13 protein-coding genes are annotated in these 19,894 nt (G+C 48.3%); 4 read left to right on the forward strand and 9 right to left on the reverse strand.

Features of this window, described 5'->3' with window-relative positions; translation table 11 throughout:
• The 3 genes from SD53_RS00555 to SD53_RS00565 form a co-directional block, all read right to left on the reverse strand.
• Complete coding sequence (locus SD53_RS00555; RefSeq protein ID WP_046518249.1) at positions 1-1,299, reverse strand: amidohydrolase family protein; 1,299 nt, start codon at positions 1,297-1,299, stop codon at positions 1-3.
• Positions 1,300-1,310: 11 nt separating this feature from the next.
• Positions 1,311-4,394 (reverse strand): amidohydrolase family protein, encoded by a 3,084-nt coding sequence (locus tag SD53_RS00560; protein ID WP_046518250.1) that lies wholly within the window; start codon positions 4,392-4,394, stop codon positions 1,311-1,313.
• An 87-nt stretch (positions 4,395-4,481) separates the two neighbouring features.
• The gene (locus SD53_RS00565; RefSeq protein ID WP_052749200.1) at positions 4,482-7,475 is read right to left on the reverse strand and encodes a bifunctional diguanylate cyclase/phosphodiesterase; all 2,994 of its coding nucleotides are present in this window, start codon (positions 7,473-7,475) and stop codon (positions 4,482-4,484) included.
• Between the two features lie 107 nt (positions 7,476-7,582).
• Here SD53_RS00565 and SD53_RS00570 point away from each other — a divergent pair, with 107 nt between their 5' ends.
• On the forward strand, positions 7,583-8,035 hold the full coding sequence (locus SD53_RS00570) for a c-type cytochrome (RefSeq protein WP_046518251.1): 453 nt from the start codon (positions 7,583-7,585) through the stop codon (positions 8,033-8,035).
• Positions 8,036-8,187: 152 nt separating this feature from the next.
• On the opposite strand, the gene SD53_RS00575 is transcribed toward SD53_RS00570, so the two are convergent.
• Positions 8,188-8,829: a cytochrome b/b6 domain-containing protein gene (locus tag SD53_RS00575; RefSeq protein WP_046518252.1), complete on the reverse strand. Its 642-nt coding sequence runs from the start codon at positions 8,827-8,829 to the stop codon at positions 8,188-8,190.
• Positions 8,830-8,889: 60 nt separating this feature from the next.
• On the opposite strand from SD53_RS00575, the gene SD53_RS00580 reads away from it, so the two are divergent.
• Positions 8,890-11,241 (forward strand): penicillin acylase family protein, encoded by a 2,352-nt coding sequence (locus SD53_RS00580; protein WP_046518253.1) that lies wholly within the window; start codon positions 8,890-8,892, stop codon positions 11,239-11,241.
• Between the two features lie 168 nt (positions 11,242-11,409).
• Entirely contained in the window at positions 11,410-12,576 is a 1,167-nt protein-coding gene (locus tag SD53_RS00585; protein ID WP_173425675.1) for a chorismate mutase, read from the forward strand.
• Here the strand turns inward: SD53_RS00585 and SD53_RS00590 are convergent.
• A complete protein-coding gene (locus SD53_RS00590) occupies positions 12,571-13,977 on the reverse strand; it encodes an MBL fold metallo-hydrolase RNA specificity domain-containing protein (RefSeq protein WP_046518254.1) in 1,407 nt (468 codons plus the stop codon). The two genes, SD53_RS00585 and SD53_RS00590, sit on opposite strands and share 6 nt — an antisense overlap.
• Positions 13,978-14,111: 134 nt before the next feature.
• Here SD53_RS00590 and SD53_RS00595 point away from each other — a divergent pair, with 134 nt between their 5' ends.
• Complete coding sequence (locus SD53_RS00595; protein ID WP_046518255.1) at positions 14,112-14,999, forward strand: LOG family protein; 888 nt, start codon at positions 14,112-14,114, stop codon at positions 14,997-14,999.
• Positions 15,000-15,017: 18 nt separating this feature from the next.
• Here SD53_RS00595 and SD53_RS00600 read toward each other — a convergent pair whose 3' ends face one another.
• From SD53_RS00600 to tyrA, 4 genes are all read right to left on the reverse strand, one after another.
• The gene (locus SD53_RS00600) at positions 15,018-17,285 is read right to left on the reverse strand and encodes an arginine/lysine/ornithine decarboxylase (protein ID WP_046518256.1); all 2,268 of its coding nucleotides are present in this window, start codon (positions 17,283-17,285) and stop codon (positions 15,018-15,020) included.
• 302 nt (positions 17,286-17,587) lie between these two features.
• Complete coding sequence (locus SD53_RS00605) at positions 17,588-17,794, reverse strand: polysaccharide deacetylase family protein (RefSeq protein WP_046518257.1); 207 nt, start codon at positions 17,792-17,794, stop codon at positions 17,588-17,590.
• Between the two features lie 135 nt (positions 17,795-17,929).
• A complete protein-coding gene (gene mtgA / locus SD53_RS00610; protein ID WP_046518258.1) occupies positions 17,930-18,628 on the reverse strand; it encodes a monofunctional biosynthetic peptidoglycan transglycosylase in 699 nt (232 codons plus the stop codon).
• 119 nt (positions 18,629-18,747) lie between these two features.
• Positions 18,748-19,893: a bifunctional chorismate mutase/prephenate dehydrogenase gene (gene tyrA / locus SD53_RS00615; RefSeq protein WP_082101733.1), complete on the reverse strand. Its 1,146-nt coding sequence runs from the start codon at positions 19,891-19,893 to the stop codon at positions 18,748-18,750.
• Between the last annotated feature and the right edge of the window lies 1 nt (position 19,894).

The following is a 19,894-nucleotide window of genomic DNA, read 5'->3' on the forward strand; positions in this document are numbered from 1 at the left end:
TTAATGTTTAGCCTGGTAACGCTGCTGATATTTATCATGCAGTTGAGTGTGTCTGCTGCTTAAATCCACAGCCCGACCATCAATCCACATGTAGCGCACCTTGTGTCCCAGATAATCAAAAATATCCCCGTCAGACACCACCAGAGTAGCGGCTTTGCCTACTTCGATGCTGCCGATTTTATCAGCTACACCAGCAATTGCCGCCGCATCAAGTGTAACAGAACGTAACGCCTGTTCAGGACTCAGGCCATAACTGATCGCCTGACCTGCGGCAAAAACCACATTTCGGGTATCCCAGTAACCATCCAGAGACAAAGCAAATTTCACACCTGCTTTGGCAAGCATGGCTGGCGTCTGGAATGATTGACTGGTCGCTTCATCAGTACGTTCAGGAATACCATAAGGTGAGGTGTAAATGACAGACACATTCGCTGACGCCAGTTGCGGTGCGATACGCCAGGCATCGCGCCCTCCAACTATGGTCAGTGCAAAGCCGTAGTGCTTGGCAAACTTCATCGCTTGTAGCATCTGACGTTCATCATTCGCATGCACAAAAACCGGTAATTCACCTTTAAATACCGGGATCATCGCCTGCCAGCGTGAATCAACAGGCAGTTTCACCCCTTTCGTCACCGCATCGGCATAAGCTTTGGCTGTTTTAAAGTAACCTTCCAACTCTGTCATGGCTTTTTGGCTGGCTTTGCGGATCTCTTCCGGCTTTTGTGGCCGCCATGGATTTGGCATCACATCAGCTCGTGGCCATTTGATATGCAAAGCCACTGAATCTACGACTGTCGCATCCTGCCAGTTCCAGGCATCTAACTGCATCAGTGCTGACTGGCCCATGATCAACGCACCATTTGGATAGACCAGGCTGTAACTGAAGCCATTGGCACGAATGGTAGGGACCACTTCTGAATCGGCGTTGTAGGCCACCTGAGCTTTAATATCCGGATTGGTATTGGTCACTTCCGTGGTATCGTCTGTTGCACGCACAGCTTCAATTTCAGTTAAACCCAACTGATTCGCCAGGGCAACCAGTCCCGGATAAAGTTGCTTGCCTTGCAAAGACAGCACTTGTGCTCCGGCAGGAGCCGTTAAATCAGCACCAATGGCACTGATTTTTCCGTCGACTAGCAGCACATCTGTATCTTTTAACACGCCATTGGTCACTGTGTGTACAGTCGCATCCTGCAGCAGGATAGCCTGAGCTTGTTTTGGTGCTGGGACTATGTCGTTGGCCTGTGCTGTTAAGCTCAGCGCTGCTGTCATCAGGGTAAAAAGTTTAGATAATTTCATTGATGACTCCATTAATGCTGATGATCAAAGGCAACAGATAACACATCATGGTTATCCTCACAGTGCCAAACCGGGTTATTGGCTTTGTAAGAAGCACCAGAACCTGCTTTGTCATCGTCAGACGATTGCAATACTTTTTGGATCAGCTGCTGTTTTTCAAGGGCCACTTGTTGCTGCCATTGCTCGTCCAGTGTCCGTTGATAATAAGGCGCGCCCTCTATCCAGGTTTGCTGGGCGCGGGCATACACAGACAATGGATGGGCAGACCACAACACAAAGTCAGCCTGTTTACCTTCTTCAACAGAACCTACTTTGTCATCAATTTTTAACTGTTTGGCAGGATTAATAGTGACCATATTCAAAGCCTGTTGCTCGTCCATACCACAGTAGACCACAGCTTTGGCCGCTTCCTGATTCAAACGACGTTGCAAGTCCGGGCTGTCTGAGTTCACGCTGACCAGCACCCCTTGTTGTTGCATTAAACAAACGTTGGTCGGTATTGCATCCTGTACCTCCATTTTATAAGCCCACCAGTCGGCAAAGCTGGATGCACTGGCACCATGCGCTTTCATCTCGTCCGCTACTTTATAGCCTTCGAGAATATGAGTGAAGGTGGTGATGTTAAACCCCATCTCTTCGGCCAGTCTGATAATCATCAGAATCTCAGAAGCGACGTAGGAATGGACATGGATAAAACGTTCTTTATCCAGAATTTCCACCAAAGCTTTTAACCGATAATCCAGCCGCGGCGGTGCAGTTCTGCTTTGCTCTGAACCGGATAAATCCTCGTACTCGGCCCACTGTGCTTTATACTCTTTGGCGGCCTGGAAGGCGTCACGAATGATAGTATCGACACCACTACGGGTTTGTGGATAACGGGTGACAAAGTCTTCCCCCCAGTTGGCTTGTTTGACGTTTTCACCTAGTGCAAACTTGATACTCTCTGGTGCACCTTTAAACTTCAATTGCTCAGCATTATCGCCCCAGCGCAACTGGATAATTTGTGCCTGCCCACCAATAGGGTTAGCGCTGCCATGCAACAACTGAGCTGTGGTGGTACCGCCAGCCAAGCCACGATAAATATTGATGTCATCAGCATCCAGTACGTCACCGATGCGCACTTCAGAGGTCACAGCGTCAGACCCTTCGTTCACGCCCTGATCAATGGCGATATGCGAATGTTCGTCGATAATACCGGCTGTTAAGTGCATGCCTGTGGCATCAATCACTGTAAACCCTGAAGGCGTGGACAGGTTTTTGCCAATTTTGACAAACTCACCGTCTTCCACCAGCACATCGGTATTCTCTAACTTACCGGCTTTGGCTGAGGTCCAGACTGTGGCATTTTTGATATGCACATTTTGTTGTCTGGCTTTTTCAGTGACACCAAAAGCCCGGTTTGGGCTGGTCAGTTTTGATAGCAAGACTGGCTTTTCGTCAGCTTTTTTCTGCTCAGTTTTGGCAACCAGAGGTTGCTGTACGCTGCTGATCGTCAACACCGAACCTTCGGCGGTAACGAACTTGCCTTGTAAGGTTTTCCCCTGAAGTTCACCACTAAATTGTGCTACCCCAGAGCCCAGACCCAAAGCTTTTAAATCCAAGGCAAACTGCAACTGATTTTTCTGGACAGCCACATGCTTCAGCGTACTGGTTTTGTCGGCCAGCTTGACAGAACCTTCAACTGAACCTTTTTTATCCTTTAACTCCAAAGGCAGGCTGCTGCCGTTCAGGTTAAGCTGATAAGTACCGGCGAATACAGGTAAATCCATCGCGGTAAATTGCTGTTGCTGACCACGAACCCAGGTCGCCACTATTTCACCATCGGCAAACAAGTCACCTTTACTGACCACTAAATCGGCCTGATAACCCTCGGCAATTTTACCTATCTGCTGTTCCATACCTAACCATTTGGCAGGTTCTGTGGTTAATGCAGCTAAGGCTTTTTGCTGACTTAAGCCATAAGACACGGCTTTACGTAAGTTAGGCCAGAATTGTTCTGGTTTTTCCAGCTTATGCAAAGTGAGCGCAAAAGGCACTTTCGCCTGTTCCAATACTGCAGCGTTGGCCGGAGCTCGCTCCCAGTGCCGCAACTGCGCCAGTTCGACATCCAGTTGATCATCCAGTTGCTGCACCGCAGGAGCTGCAGGAAAAGCCAGAGGTAAAATCAGCGGACGGCCTGTGGCTTTGACCTGATCGATACGACTATATTCGTAGCCTGAGGCCACCAGAGCCACTTTATCCAGGCCAAATTCTTTTAACAACTTATCGGCACGTAACAAGGCTTGATCATCTGTGGCCTCAAACACTATTCCCTGAGTTTTTAACTGGCCTAATGCGGCTAAATCAGCATTAAATTCAATGGCCTGATTGTAAAAGCGCCAATTGTTTTTGCCATACGCCTGACTGTACCAGTTGGCGTCAGCCAGAGTCTGGCGGATAAGGGCAATACTGCCCATCAAAGAGGACGGATAACTTTGTACCGAAGTGCCTTTGCTAAAGGCCATAAACTGATTGGCCTGGGCCCGCATCACCGCCTCGTTCGGTAAACCCGGCACTAATGAAGTGACAAAAGCCTGACCGCGGAAAATCCCGTCGAAACGACCGGATTGTACTGTAGTAAAGCCCTGTTGCTGGTAGCTTTTTGCCTGTTCAGCGTCAGGTTTAAATTCACTGACCCAATGCTGACGGGCATGAATAGCGGCGTTGCTGGCGTTACCGCCTTTACGGTCATTGCTGTAATTCGGCTTGCGGCCAAACTCGAAGCCATTGCCCTTTTCAGCCTTAGGTAATCCGTATTGGCTGTATAAATCGATAAAACCCGGATAAATAAAATAACCGCTGGCATCTATGGTTTGATAGCCAGCCGGTACATCCGCTTTATTTTGTATTTTGCTTATTTTGCCGTTGCTGATAAGCACAGTGGCATTGTCCAGTCGTTTGCCTGGTTCGGTGATCACTGTGGCATTAGTTAATGCGTAGAGTTGTGGGGATTTGTCGCGTATGCCTTGTACCGGCGTGGTTTGATCCGCCGAAGCTGCAGGCAATAGCGCGCAAAGCATTGCCGTACTGCACAAGGACAGTCGTAGTTTGATCATGGATATTTCCTGGTTTTTGTTGGGGTTTTGCCCTGTACACTGGCTGAGAAAAGCATGCAGCGAAGCGGGCTTACTCCCAACGGCAGATTACAGCGAACTTTCCCCTCTTAGTAATGGTTGATAACTCAGGTTATATAAATCCTGCTCTGCCCTTGGCATGCTGAAATAATAACCTTGTACCAGATAGCAAGCGTTATTTTTTAAGAATTCAACCTGCTCTATGCTTTCCACTCCTTCAGCCACCACCCGCAGGTTCATTTTCTGCGCCATGGCAATAATGGCCGCGACTATGTCCATATCGTTGGTGTCATCCGGAATATCTTTGACAAAAGAACGGTCTATTTTCAGCTCGTCTACCGGGAATCGCTTTAAATAACTCAGCGATGAATAGCCTGTACCAAAGTCATCAATAGATAAAGTCACTCCCAGCCCTTTTAACTCATTTAACTGGGCAATAGCCGCATCAGTGTCGCCCATTAACATCGACTCGGTAATTTCGAAGATCAGTTTATCGGGCCTGGCGCCGGTTCTTTGCAATACCCGCTGCACCACTTCAGTCAGATTTTGATCGGTAAATTGGCGTGCCGACAGATTGATGGAAATGGTCACGTCATGGCCTCTGGACTGCTGGCGGCTGATGAAGCGACAAGCCTCCCAAATAATCCATTCCCCAATTTCAACTATTAATCCCGTGCTCTCAGCTACAGGAATAAAACGTAGCGGCGGGATCATCGAACCATCAGGCCGGATCCAGCGCAGCAGAGCTTCATAACCAATCACAACGTTTGTGCGAATATCGATTTTTGGCTGGTAATACAATACAAACTGATGCTCGCGTATCGCCTCACGCAGTTGGTTTTCTATCTGCAACTTCTCTTTGGCTGCTTCATTCAGGTCCTGACTGAAAAAGTGGTAGGTATTACGGCCACGGGCTTTGGCTTCATACATCGCCAAATCGGCGTGTTTTAACAACAGCTCTTCGTCCGCCGCGTCCTCAGGCGCTATGGTGATACCAATACTGGCGCTGATCGCTACTTCCTGGCCTGTTAATTTAACCGGAGCGGCAAAACTCTGTTGCAGATTTTCGGCAATAAGTGCAGCCTGTCCCCGGTCTTTAATCCCGCTTAAAATCACCGCGAATTCATCCCCGCCCAACCGGGCTATCGTATCTTCTTCACGTAAGCGGCTGATTAACCTACGGGCCACTTCTTTCAGTAATTCATCACCGGCATCGTGACCCAGGGTATCGTTAATCCGCTTAAATTCGTCCAGGTCAAAATACAGCAAGGCAAAATGATAATAACCACGGGAGGACATGGCGATAGCTTTACGTAATTGGTCACGGAAATAACTGCGATTGGCGAGGCCGGTCAACATATCGTAGTAAGCCAGTTGCTCCATTTTACGCTGGCTTTCTTTGATAAACGAAATATCCTGCATGGCGCAGACGTAATTACTGATTTCGCCTTTCTCATCACGGATCGGTGCTATTGCCAGCGATACCCAAAGTTTACGCAGCACATGCTGCAACAGCATATCGCCGCGCCAATGATGGCGTTCCTGCAAAGTTTGCGCTATTTCCTCGCCGACAAAAAACATTTCAGCAGCAAACAGCGAGGACAAGGGTTTATGCATCATCTGCTCTGCAGTACAGCCAATCAGCTCCAGCATAAAAGGATTGACGTATTCGATATGCAGTTGTTTATCGGTTAACAGCAAACCAGAACTGGAAAAAGCCACAGCTTTGGTCAGCTTACGGGTGGCTCGTTCCGCTTCTTCTTTTTCCATAATGCGGGTATTTAAACCGGAGATCAGTTGATGGATCTCCTCAGACATGCCGTTAAAAGCCCGGTTTAACATCCCGATTTCATCGTCATTCTGGTCCAGGGCTATCTGCTGCAGATCGCCACGGCTGATGCGTTGAACCGCAGAGGATAAGCGGGTTAAGCGTTTCAGAATAAACTGGTAAATAAAAAACTGCAGGGAGAACGCCACCACCACAGCAACCGCCAGGAAGATCAACATCACATTGTCACGAAAATCCTCCAGACCACTCATCACTGCCTGCTTGTCCTGATACAAGGCCAAATACCAGTCCAGTCGCTCCACTTTCGCTGCGGAAATTAAATAATTGTCCAGGTCCGCTTGTCTGAGCTCCGGCTGTTGAGGCGCGGCGACCACTTGCTGAATAAAAGCGGCCAGTTCCGGCCGTCTTGGCATGACGGCACTGTATTTGGCATCAAAATTTTGCTGTCCTGCGGCCTTTACGGATATGGGTTTCTTCCCATCCAGCAACAGATTGCCGCGCGAGTCAAACAGCATACTGCGCAGGCCACTTGCGGATTGTTCAATAGCGGTCAGTTCCAGAAAGAGTTCATCCAGAATGTAGTCACTGGCTGTGACGCCAAGGAACTCATCACCTGCATAGACGGGGATCACCAGACTGGTCATCCATTTTTGCCAAATCGGATCGTAGTAAATCGGCGTCCAGCGCGGCAAACGACTAGGATTTTGTTCTGGGGTGGCGATATCAAAAAACACATCTTTAGTGAAGTCATGATTCACCGGAACTTCCAGCGCCCAATCCGCTGGTGCTATACGGATCAGTCCTTGTTTGGAGATAAAATAAAAATTGAAAAACTCCTCCAGCATCAAAGGTGCCAACTGCTGCCATAACTGTTCTGTTTGCATAAACCAGCGGGCTTGCTGAGGATCTAACTTTAACTGAGGAATAAAGGCGGCTGACAAATCATCCTGACTTCGTACACTGCCATCTGGCAAAGGTGCTGGGGGAGCAGACGTCAGGTCCTGATTCTGGGTTAAATACCGCACCACTATGTTATTGGCACTGATCGCCTTTTTTTCACGGGTGAGAAAATTTGCATCCAGTTCACGGGCATATTTCTCAGATTGCAGTTTTAACTGTTGTTTTTCCTGCTCAACCAATACATTTTGTTGCAGCATCAGCACAGCATAAGCTATCGCAGCACTGGCAACTATGGTTAACATAAATACCAGCAGCGCAAACTTAATGCTAAGGGAATTCATACCTGTAGGTTTGTGAAAATTGACTTCCTTCACATGATTTCCTGAATTGACAGCGACGGGGATCAGTTGTAATGCTAATGTGGCATACAAAAGCATCAAACCATTATTGCATCAAAATCAAATAAATGAGAATTAAGCCAATGAAAAATCTGTTTATCTTGCTCTCTCTGGGTTTATCTTCTGCAGCAGCTCTGGCGGGTAGCGCCTTTACCGACGCCGAAGACGCAGTCAGTTACCGCCAACATAGCTTTCAATTAATCCGGCATAATTTCGTCGATTTGGGAGATATGATGCGTGGAAAAATACCTTTTGACGCTAAACGTGCAGAAAAAAGAGTCAACGCTTTGGCAACGCTGACCACATTGCCCTGGGAAGCCTTTGAAGTACCAGGTGCTGACAAAGTAAAAAGTGATGCCAAAGCAGAGATCTGGCAAGACTTAAAAGACTTTAAACAAAAAGCCGAGCAATTTCAGACGGATGCTTTAGCCTTGCAAACGGCAGCGAAATCGGGCGATCAAGCCACTATCAAGCCGGCTTTTGCTAATTTCGCCAAAAATTGTAAGGCTTGTCATGACCAATACAAAGCCGACTAAAATTTATCCTTCGTCCTTGAAGCCGCAGCTTCGTTAACTGCGGCCTCTCGCCCCGGTCACATAGTAATCTATGCTCCCGGGGTATCAACCCCTTGTCGCCTCGCTGCAATTGCAATGACTTTGGATAGCTCCTACAAAGCCGCCGTCACCCATCACCACTGCTGATACAAAGCCATACCTTGCCAGAGCGCAAAAATCCCGGCAAACACCAGCACCAGCAGCAGGTACCAACCTGTTGATTTCACTTTAGGTTGCTGTACTTCAGTTTGAAGCTTGCCATGCAGCATAGCGCTTAAAACACCATCTTTTTTAAATCCATGCACCAAAGCTGCAACCACGTGCACTGCAATCAGCGCCAATAGCAGATTGAAATTATTATGATGAAACCAGGAGGCAAAAGACGCCCAGTCCGACGATACAGCGCTATACAATGGGCCCTCAGTCATTACATCATCTGTAGTCATTAAGCCGGAAAGAAATTGCAGAGCCAACAACAGCATCAGGGTCAGGCTCATGTAACCAGACAAGCCTCTGTGGCCTATCCCATGCTTGGCTTTATTCCACATCCGCAGCAGTTGAGCCGGAGTTTGCAAAAAATGACTGAAGCGGGCCGTATCACTGCCAATAAATCCCCACACCAGACGAGCCAATAAAAGCGCAGCCAACGAATAAGCCAGTACCTGATGCACCACCAGATAACCTTGCTCTGCGGTAAACCACAAACCGACCAGCAACAACAACTGGCTCCAGTGGTAAATGCGCACGGCTTTATCCCATAACTGAATCACTTTCATCTTTTCATCGTCCTCTATTATGATAAGTTATTGATTTTACCCTATTGGAAGCAAAAACCTATGCTTTGGTTCAAACGGATTTCAATTGGCTTATTCAGCCTGATATTGCTGGTGATTGGCTTTTTATACTTTGCCCTTCGCAGCAGTCTGCCATCCTATGAGGGCGAATTACCCTCAGAGGTGAGTCAGACTGTAGAGATCAGTCGTGATGCCCAGGGGTATGTCAGCATTGAGGGCGAAAACCGCAATGATGTGGCTTATGCCTTAGGTTTTGTGCATGCCCAGGAACGTTTTTTCCAGATGGATTTATTGCGCCGTAATGCCGCTGGTGAGCTGTCGGAGCTGTTTGGCGAAATGGCAGTGGAGCTGGACAAAAAACGTCGTATTCATCGATTCAGAGCCAAAGCAGAACGGGGCTTTGCCGCCTTACCTCCAGAGCAAAAGGCGCTACTGCAGCGTTATACCGCAGGGGTAAATGCAGGTTTAACTGAACTGGGTTGGCCTCCTTTTGAATATGGCCTGTTAGCTCAGACTCCACGCAACTGGGTGGAAGTCGACTCCTTTTTAGCCCTATACAGTATGTATCTGGATTTGCAGGGCTCGGAAGGTAAGGACGAACTGGCGATGGGCCTGATGCAGCAAAAACTGCCACAAGATTGGTACGATTTTTTATTCCAGCACAGCCCGGACTGGCAGGCGGCGATGGATGACAGCACAGTGAGTTTGATCCCTATGCCTAAGTCTGCCTATCCCGCTCTGTTGTCAGGTCAAAAGATAGCTTGTACAGAGTGCAGCTTGCACGACAGCACAGATGTCGGCAGCAATAACTTTGCCGTGTCCGGTAAAAGAACTGCAGATGGCAGAGCTATTCTGGCCGATGATATGCATTTAGGTATTCGGGTCCCTGGCACCTGGTTCAAAGCTCAGTTGAAATGGCAGGAAAACGCAGAGTCCTTTGCAGTAGCAGGAGTCAGTCTGCCCGGTACTCCGGCTATAGTGGCCGGCAGCAATGGTCATATCGCCTGGGGGTTTACCAACAGCACCGCAGATTGGTCTGATGTGATCGCGCTGAAACTGGATGAAAAAGGTGAAAAATACCAAACAGCGGACGGCTGGCAGGAATTCAGTTATCAAAATGAAGTAATTAAAGTCAAAGGCCAGCCTGATGAGTTAGTGTTGCAAAAAGAAACCATTTGGGGGCCGGTGTTAAGTCCGCCGTTCCAGAATTATGCTTACCGCTGGGTCGCCCATGACCCGCAAGGCGCTAACTTTAATTTACTGGCACTGGAAAAAAGCAAAGGGGTAAAACAGACGTTAAAACTGGCCGCCAGTGCCGGTGTTCCGACACAAAACTTACTGGTAGCAGACAAAGACGGTGCCATAGGCTGGACTTTAATTGGTGCTTTGCCACAACGCAAAGTACAGCATATGGATAGCCCACAGGATTGGAGTAATGGCCAGAACAACTGGACAGGCTACTTGCCACACACGGCTTACCCACAGATTTATCAGCCGCAATCCGGCCAACTCTGGACAGCCAACAGCCGAATGATTGGCGGTAAAGATTTAGAGTTAATAGGAAATGGTGGCTATGATCTGGGCGCTCGCGGTCAACAAATCCGTGATGCGCTGTCAGTCTCAGCTCACCATAACGAGCAAAGCCTGCATGCGATTCAATTGGATCATCGCGCTTTGATGTTGGCGCGTTGGCAACAACTGCTGCTCGATACAGTATTAACCAAAGACTTTGTCGCTGAACACCAGTTGCAGTCTTATCGCGATTATGTGATGAAAGATGCCAGTCAGGCCAGCATTGGCTCGGTCGGTTATTCACTGGTCCGCGCCTTCCGGACTAAAGCATTGGAACTGACCTTTGCACCTCTGACCGCTGTACTGGAGCAAAACAAATTATCAGGCCGGGATTTAAAGTTTTCACTGGAAACGGCAGGCTGGGAAATAATCCGGCAGCAACGCACTGATACGCTGCCTGCTGCTTTTAGTTCCTGGCGCACTTTATTGCAACAGGCCGTGCTGCAAAGCAAGCAACAGCTGGAGAAAGAGCATGGCAGCTTAGCCGCAGCCAACTGGGGCAATCTCAATCAAAGCGCTATAGCTCACCCTTTATCCGCTGCCGTGCCATTTTTTGGCGACTGGCTGAATATGCCGGCTATGCCAATGAATGGCGACAGTCATATGCCGCGGGTGCAAAACAAAGTACATGGCCAGTCAGAGCGGATGGTGGTGTCGCCGGGCAAAGAAGCTGAAGGTATTTTAGTGATACCAGCAGGTCAGTCTGGTCATCCGTTGTCGCCTTTTTATGCAGCCGATCACGACTTCTGGTTAAAGGAGCAGCCGCTGGGCTTTTTACCGGGTGAACAAAAATACTTATTGAAGTTGCAACCTAAAGCTTGACTTTAGACGTCCAGACTTACTATTGTGGTGACCATGAAACAAATCCAGATCGCTCGCTTTTTTAACCTCTTTACCACCCCAACGGGGAGGCGGTAGGTCGCGCGCGCGTGATAAACCAAAAAACCTCCCAGCATCGGGAGGTTTTTTTTTAGCTTAAAGGACGCTTTTATGAGCATAGATTTAGACCACATTCGCCAGCAGATCAGCAGCACAGATAAAGACTTGCTGCAATTGTTGGCCACCAGACGCCAGCTCGCCTTAAGCGTAGCAGACGCTAAACTGGCGCAAAACAAACCTATTCGCGATCAGAAACGGGAAGAAGAGTTGCTGGTGTCCCTGATTGAACGTGGCAAGGCGTTGGGCTTGGACGCTCAGTATGTCACCAAAATTTACCATGTAATTATTGAAGACTCTGTACTGCAGCAACAAGCCAAAGTGCAGGGCCAGCTCAATGGCAACAATGGCCCGGTTTGCCGGGTTGCCTTTTTAGGCCGTCAGGGCTCGTACAGCTACTGGGCCACGCAAAAGTACTTTACCCGCCGGGCAGAAAAGCTGATTGAAATTGGCTGCGACAGTTTTAACGAAATAGTACAGGCAGTAGAAACAGGCCACGCCGACTATGCTGTGTTGCCTATTGAGAACACTTCATCAGGCAGTATCAACGAAGTTTATGACTTACTGCAGCACACCCGTTTGTCGATCGTCGGTGAACTGACCCACCCTATCGAACATTGTTTATTGGGGGTCGAAGGTACTGAGCTCAGTAAAATCCGCCAGATTTGTGCTCACCCGCAAGTGATAGCCCAGTGCAGTAATTACCTGCAGGGCTTGTCCAATGTCAAAATTGAATACTGCGATGCGTCTTCGGACGCCTTTGAACGGGTGCGTAAAGCCCAGGATAAATCTGTGGTGGCCATAGGTGGTGAAGAAGGTGGCAAGTTGTATGGTTTGGCAGTGTTAGGCCGTGGTTTGGCCAACCAAAAAGACAACGTTAGCCGGTTTATTGTGGTCGCCCGTAAAGCAATAAATGTGGCCAAAGCTATCCCCGCCAAAACTACTTTTATTATGTACACGGGCCAGCAACCCGGCGCTTTAGTAGACGCCTTAACAGTGTTGAAACAACATGGCATCAGCATGGGCAAACTGGAATCCCGTCCTATTCCGGGTAACCCGTGGGAAGAAATGTTTTATGTCGACGTATTTGCCAATTTAGGTGATTACGCTATGACCCGCGCTTTAGATGAACTGAACCGCATTACCCGTTTTGTCAAAGTATTGGGCTGTTATCCAAGTGAAGATATCAGCCCGACTATAGTCAATGCGGATGCTTCATAGTTTAATTTGCTGACCTTTCTCCGCAATCTGGCAATGCAGACCGTAATCAAGCAGACGGCTCTGCAACGCCTGCTGAGCTTGAGGTTCACCATGCACCAGATAAAACCGTGGCTGGCCGCCAATCATTCTGGCCCAGCCGACTAACTCGTCCTGACCGGCGTGAGCAGAAAAACCACCTATGGTATGCACTGTCGCTTTTACTGCGATATTTTGCCCAAACAACTTCACCCGTTTTTCGCCATCCACCAGTCGACGACCTAAAGTGCCTTTGGCCTGAAAACCAACAAAAATCAAATGATTGCTGCTTTTCCACAAATTGTGTTTTAAATGATGCACGATACGACCACCATTACACATACCGGACCCCGCAATGACAATAGCGCCCCCACTAACCCGGTTTAATGCCATCGACTCTTCCATACTGGACGCGAGGCGCAAAATGGGCAAAAAGGATTGCAAATCCCGCGCACCAAACCCATGCAGCACCTTGGTGTCTTTGCGGTCGAACTCACTCATCAGCTCGCTGTAAATTTTCGTGATCTCTATCGCCATAGGGCTGTCCAGCACCACCATTTTTTGTTTTAACCGGCCCTGATGGTACAAAAGCCCGAGGTAATACAAAATTTCCTGACTACGGCCCAACGCAAAAGCCGGAATAAACACATTGCCACCGGCTTTATGGGCTTGTTCCAATGCATTCGCGAATTCTTCTAAAGTGTTTTGCAGTGGCTGGTGGTTGCGATCGCCATAGGTACTTTCCATGAGCACCAGATCCGCCATTTTCACAGGGCTTGGGTCCGGCATCAACACAGTAGATGGATTCCCCAAATCACCGGAGAACACCAACTGCCGCATGGCTTTGCCTTGCTTCAGCGCGAGCTGCACTATGGCAGAGCCCAGAATATGGCCTGCATCCAAAAACTCCAGCTCCAGCCCGTCACACACCGTCACTTTTTGCTTGTAGCCGACCGGATGGCAGCAATCCAGCACCTGCTCTACATCCTGTATCCCCATCACAGGATCCAGCAACCTTTTACCTTGCCGGGCTAAATGCCGGTTTTGCCATTCCAAATCTTTCAGATACAGATGTACCGAGTCTTTTAGCAACACGCCAAGCAACAAGGCCGTGCCCTGAGTGCAATAAATTTTACCCTGAAACCCCTTAGCCACCAGCAAAGGCAATAAACCACTATGGTCGATATGAGCGTGCGACAAAATCACGTAGTCGATATCTTTGGGCCTGAAGGCAAAACGGAACTTATTCCATTCGGTGATTTGGTTTTCGCCCTGGGTCATACCGCAGTCGAGTAAAATTTGTTTGTCTTTGAGCTTTAACAGATAACAGGAGCCTGTCACCTGCTCGGCGGCCCCTAGAAAAGTTAAACTAGCATCTAATGGCATTGGCTACACTCCTACTTTCTTGCTGGGTGTTGTAGTGCTTTGTCCATGTTATAACTGAACTGAAGTGTTAAAAGATTAGTCTATATCAAACAATATGTTAGTTTATGCCACAACTATAGTTCCGGAGTTCTGTTATGTCTGCTGATCCTCTGCTCTACCAACGTCATTTAAGTTCCGCCCGACAAGCCACAGAGCAGTGCAGGGATTTGCGCGATCATCCTTCGTACCGGCTGTCTTTTGCCGATGATGATTTTTTAATGCAGGACGAGTTGCGCCATGTCCGTTTACAACTGGAATATTTAAAACCACAACTGATACTGGAACAGCATCAGATCCAGGCCACAGTGGTGGTATTTGGCAGTGCTCGTTTTCTCTCCCCCGAGCAGGCGCAGCTTTTGCTGCAACAGGCTCAACAGCAACTGGAGCAGAGGCCGGACGATCCCGACGCAAAATTGCAGCTAAAAACAGCGCAGCGCCAGCTCAAAAACAGCCGCTACTACCAGGCTGCTGAGAAATTTGCAGCGCTGGTCACCCGCCACAGCCAGCAGCAGCCGGAACAGTCATTGATGATTATCAGCGGCGGTGGCCCTGGTGTGATGGAGGCCGCCAATAAAGGCGCATCTTTGGCCGGTGGTCAGAGTATTGGACTGAATATTGTGCTGCCGCATGAACAAAAACCTAACCCCTATATCACGCCAGAGTTCTGTTTTCGCTTCCATTATTTTGCTATTCGTAAAATGCATTTCCTGCAAAGAGCCAGGGCTTTAGTGGCCTTTCCGGGAGGTTTTGGCACTCTGGATGAACTCTTTGAAACACTAACACTGTTACAGACAGGCAAAGCCACTACTGTACCTGTCATTTTGTATGACAAGTCCTTCTGGACCCGATTAATTAACTTTGATCTGTTGGTGGAGGAAGGCCTGATTAAGCCTGAAGATTTAGAATTGATCCAGTTTGTTGATACGCCGGAGCAAGCCTGGCAAGCGATTTGTCAGTGCTATAAGCTGGGCCAGAGTCTTTGACTCTGACCCAGTTATCCATTATTGAGCTTTCACACAATCAACAAAGTATTCTGTTTTACCGTTGCGTTCTTCACTGACCAGACCGTGAATATAAGTCTCAAAGCCAGGGAAACGACCATTAAATTCGCGGGCGAATTTTAAATAATCCACTATCACGGTGTTAAAGACTTCGCCCGGCACCAACAGCGGAATGCCTGGTGGATAAGGCGTTAACATCACCGCCGTGATGCGGCCTATCAGGTCGTCCAGCGGCACTCTGTCCAGCTCTTTATGTGCCATAGCAGCAAAAGCTTTGGACGGTTTCATCGCTGGCACCAGCTCTGATAAATACATCTCAGTGGTCATCTTGGCGACATTATTTTCACGGTAGATCTGGTGAATTTGATCACAGAGATCTTTTAAGCCAATACGCTCATACTGCGGGTACTTGGCGATAAATTCCGGCAATACCCGCCACAACGGCGCATTTTTGTCGTAATCGTCTTTAAATTGCTGCAGCGCTGTCACCATGGTATTCCAGCGGCCTTTGGTAATGCCGATGGTAAACATAATAAAAAACGAATACAGACCGGTTTTTTCAATAACCACACCATGCTCAGCCAGATACTTGGCTACGATAGCAGCCGGAATACCAGTTTGGTCAAAATCACCGTCGACATTCAGACCCGGCGTTAAAATAGTGGCTTTAATAGGGTCGAGCAGGTTAAAACCTTCGGCGATATCACCAAAACCATGCCAGCTTTCACCTGCTTTTAACATCCAGGCGTCACGGTGGTCCAAACCTTCGTCGGTTAAATCATCCGGCCCCCAGACTTTAAACCACCAGTCATCGCCATACTCATCGTCCACTTTACGCATAGCACGACGAAATTCCAGCGCTTCATCCAGTGACTCTTCCACTAACGCTGTGCCACCCGGTGCTTCCATCATGGCCGCAGCCACGTCGCACGAGGCAATAATGGCGTACTGTGGGCTGGTGGAGGTATGCATCAGGTAAGCTTCGTTAAACAGATGCTGATCCAGTTTGTTCTTTTTCGCGTCCTGCACCAGGATTTGCGAGGCCTGTGAAATACCTGCCAGCAGTTTGTGGGTCGACTGAGTTGAAAACACCATCGAAGTTTCACAACGTGGACGGCCTTCACCTATGGCATGGTAATCACCATAGAAGTCGTGGAAAGCCGCATGTGGCAACCAGGCTTCATCAAAGTGCAGGGTTTCAATTTCACCGTCCAGCAAGGACTTAATTTCTTCGACGTTATACAACACACCGTCATAAGTGGACTGAGTGATAGTTAACACCCTTGGTTTCACATCCGGATTTTGTTCCAGCTTTTCACGGCAGAATGGGTTGGCTAGCATTTTTTTACGGATGGTCTCGGGTTCAAACTCACTACGTGGAATAGGGCCAATAATGCCGTAATGGTTGCGGGTTGGCATTAAAAACACCGGTACGGCCCCCGTCATCATAATGGCGTGCAAAATGGATTTATGGCAGTTACGGTCCACTACGACGATGTCACCCGGTGCTACAGTGGAGTTCCAGACAATTTTGTTGGAGGTTGAGGTACCGTTAGTGACAAAAAATAAATGGTCAGCATTAAAAATACGGGCTGCATTGCGCTCGGACGCGGCCACCGGACCTGTGTGATCCAGTAACTGACCTAATTCATCCACCGCATTACAGACATCGGCACGCAACATGTTTTCACCAAAAAACTGGTGAAACATCTGGCCTACCGGCGACTTTAAAAAGGCGACACCCCCTGAGTGTCCAGGGCAGTGCCAGGAATAGGAACCATCCTGTGCATAGTTGGTCAAAGCACGGAAAAACGGCGGGGCCAGCGTATCTAAATAACTTTTGGCTTCGCGGATGATATGACGTGCCACGAACTCAGGCGTGTCTTCGTGCATATGAATAAAACCATGCAGTTCGCGCAAAATGGTATTGGGGATATGGCGTGAGGTGCGGGTTTCGCCATACAGATAAATTGGAATATCCGGATTACGATGACGGATTTTATCGACAAAACCTTTTAAATTTTCCAGCACAGAATGCGTATCTTCGGCGCTGCCAGCGCCAAATTCTTCGTCGTCGATAGATAAAATAAAACCAGCCGCCCGGCTTTGTTGCTGGGCAAAAGAAGTTAAGTCGCCATAACTGGTGTAACCCACTACATCCATGCCTTCGGCTTCAATGGCTGCAGCCAGCTCACGAATGCCCGAACCACTGGTATTTTCGGATCTGAAATCTTCATCAATGATGATCAGAGGGAAGTAAAAACGCATGGAGTACCCCAAGCCGGTTAAAAGTGCGCAAAGGATACTTTATTTTGCAGAAAATTCCTCTAATCCGACCTGTTTTTCCTGCAGAAAAATCGCAAATTTCCCAAATAAGATAAAAAAATTTACTGAATACGTATTCATCAGAGCAAAAAAGCATGCTGTCACAGAACTGACACAGCGTTTCGTCATCTTTACCACGGCTGCAGTTGATGCAGCTCTATTCCTGTCCTATACCTTGCGTTTTCAGGGACTGCATGCAGTCCCTGTTTTTTTGCATTTTTATACCACGGCAAAATCAAGGCGGCCTAGATACCGGGCCTTTCCTCAGCCAGAGCAGTTGCTGTGTCTGTGCAGTAACCCGCTTCAATTAATAAATCCATCAGCTCATCCTCGCAGACCCCAACAAAACGCAAGTGCTGCATTGCGCTGTTTATGCTTTTTCCTTGCCGCAGATCTGCCTGGATAGTTTTAATATGCACAGAGCGCATAAATTCCGATGTTCTTTTGCCCATACTTAGATCCCATTTTGATTCACCAAGGGTGAAGGATCCTAAACAGCCTGCACGAAGTTTGCAGCGAAAAATTAGCTAAAACTATTAAACTTCATCGAACAGCCATACATTAGTCATGAAAAGGTCATAATCAACTCAGCGAGCGGCTAATCGTTGTTCTACAGGCGCCAATTGTCGCATTTGTTTTAAGATCCACTGCTGACGTTTGTAGACATAAGGAGAGGGATCCTGCACTTTAAAACGCAATGGATTAGGTAATACAGCAGCTAACAGAGCTGCCTGATGACGATTTAGTTGACTGGCAGGCCGTTTAAAGAACTTTTGCGCGGCAGCCTCCACGCCAAAAATACCCGGGCCAAATTCCACGCTATTTAAATAGACCTCTAAAATTCGTTCTTTGCCCCAAGCCAACTCAATCAAGCCGGTAAACACCAGCTCAAGGCCTTTACGAAACCAACTGCGACCTGTCCATAAAAAAACATTCTTAGCGGTTTGTTGGCTAATGGTTGAAGCACCACGCACTTTCCGGCCTTTGCTGTTGTAAACCAGCGCTTTTTCAATAGCTTCGGTATCAAAACCGAAATGATCGGGAAACTTTTGATCCTCAGCCGCCACAACAGCTTGTTTCATGGCGCCGGAAATCTGCTCAAAAGGCACCCAATTATGCCGTAACTGGTAACTGCTATTGTGATTCCACCAGGCCTGAATATGCCGCTCTATCATGACACCAGTCAGAGGCACAGGCACAAAAGCAAATAAAAGGACCAGACTCAAGGACAGGATAGTCAGGTATTTTATCAGGCTTAACAGCTTACGAAACCAACGTGAAATCAAGGACTTTCCATGCAATTAGAATTGACAGTGACATTTTAGTGTAAAACGCCGGAAAGAAATGAGCCAGCATTTAGTTGCCGGCTCATGCTTCGCAGTTTGTGGTTTAACAGCAATAAACTTTAACTGCGTTCGTCCGAGGCTTTTTGCAATAAACGGCGGCTCTCTTCTAAAAATTGTTGCGCTAAAGGTCCAAAAAACTGCTGCCCCTTGGCAAACTCGGCCATTAAACCGGCTTTGTCTCTTGCCGCTAACAAATGTGATAATTGATTAAAACGGTGCTGATAACGCTGCAATAAGCCTGTCACAGCGCTGGATGACAACATAATGTCGGCATACAACTCAGCATTTTGTGCAAAAAGACGCCCCACCATCGCCAATTCCAACCGATAAATCGGCGAACTCAGCTCCAGTAATTGTTGCAAATCAGCCTGCTCTTCCGCCAGGTGCACGCCATAAACTAAGGAACTGAAGTGACGCATCGCCTGAATAAGTTGCATCAGTTCATCATGCTGCTGCGCCGATTTTTCGGTCAGCACAGCGCCCCAGACTTTAAACTGCTGGATCAGCCACTGATACTGCTCTGCTGCACGACCATGGCTAACCACCACCACCTGCTTGGCGATATTGCTGATATCAGGGCCAAACATTGGGTGCAATCCCACCACAGCCCCTTTGTGTTTCGCCAACATCGCAGTTAAAGGCCCGGTTTTGGTGCTGGTTAAATCAGCCAGCACTGTGTCCGCATCCAACTCTGGCAATTGCGCTATCACCTGTTCAGTCACAGCGATGGGCACTGCTATCAAGACTAAAGTGGCGCCCTGCACCATTTGTTTTGCCTGATGCCAGTTCTGCTGTTCCAGCACTTCCACACTGTAGCCAGAGCGCTGAAACAAACTGACAAAACGTTTGCCCAAAGCGCCAGCGCCACCCACCACCACCACTTTGTCGCCCGGAGTGCGGCAACAGACAAAACCTGCTTCCTGAGTTTGATACGACTCCCGCATCACCCGGCGTAACACATCTTCAATCAAATCAGCAGAGACACCGGCCTGTTCTGCTTGCTGTCGGCGCGCTTTAATCAATGCCTGTTCACGCTCCGGCACATACAGAGGTAAGGCATATTGCTGTTTGACCCGCCCGACTTCGGCGGTCACTGCAGCTCTTTTGGCCAACAATTCAACCAGTTGACTATCCAACTGATCGATTTGTTGACGCAGTGGCAGTAAAGCGGCCATTGGATCTGCAGGATTTACAACTTCATTCATA

This window comes from Rheinheimera mesophila, from assembly GCF_000986865.1.
GTDB lineage: Bacteria > Pseudomonadota > Gammaproteobacteria > Enterobacterales > Alteromonadaceae > Pararheinheimera > Pararheinheimera mesophila.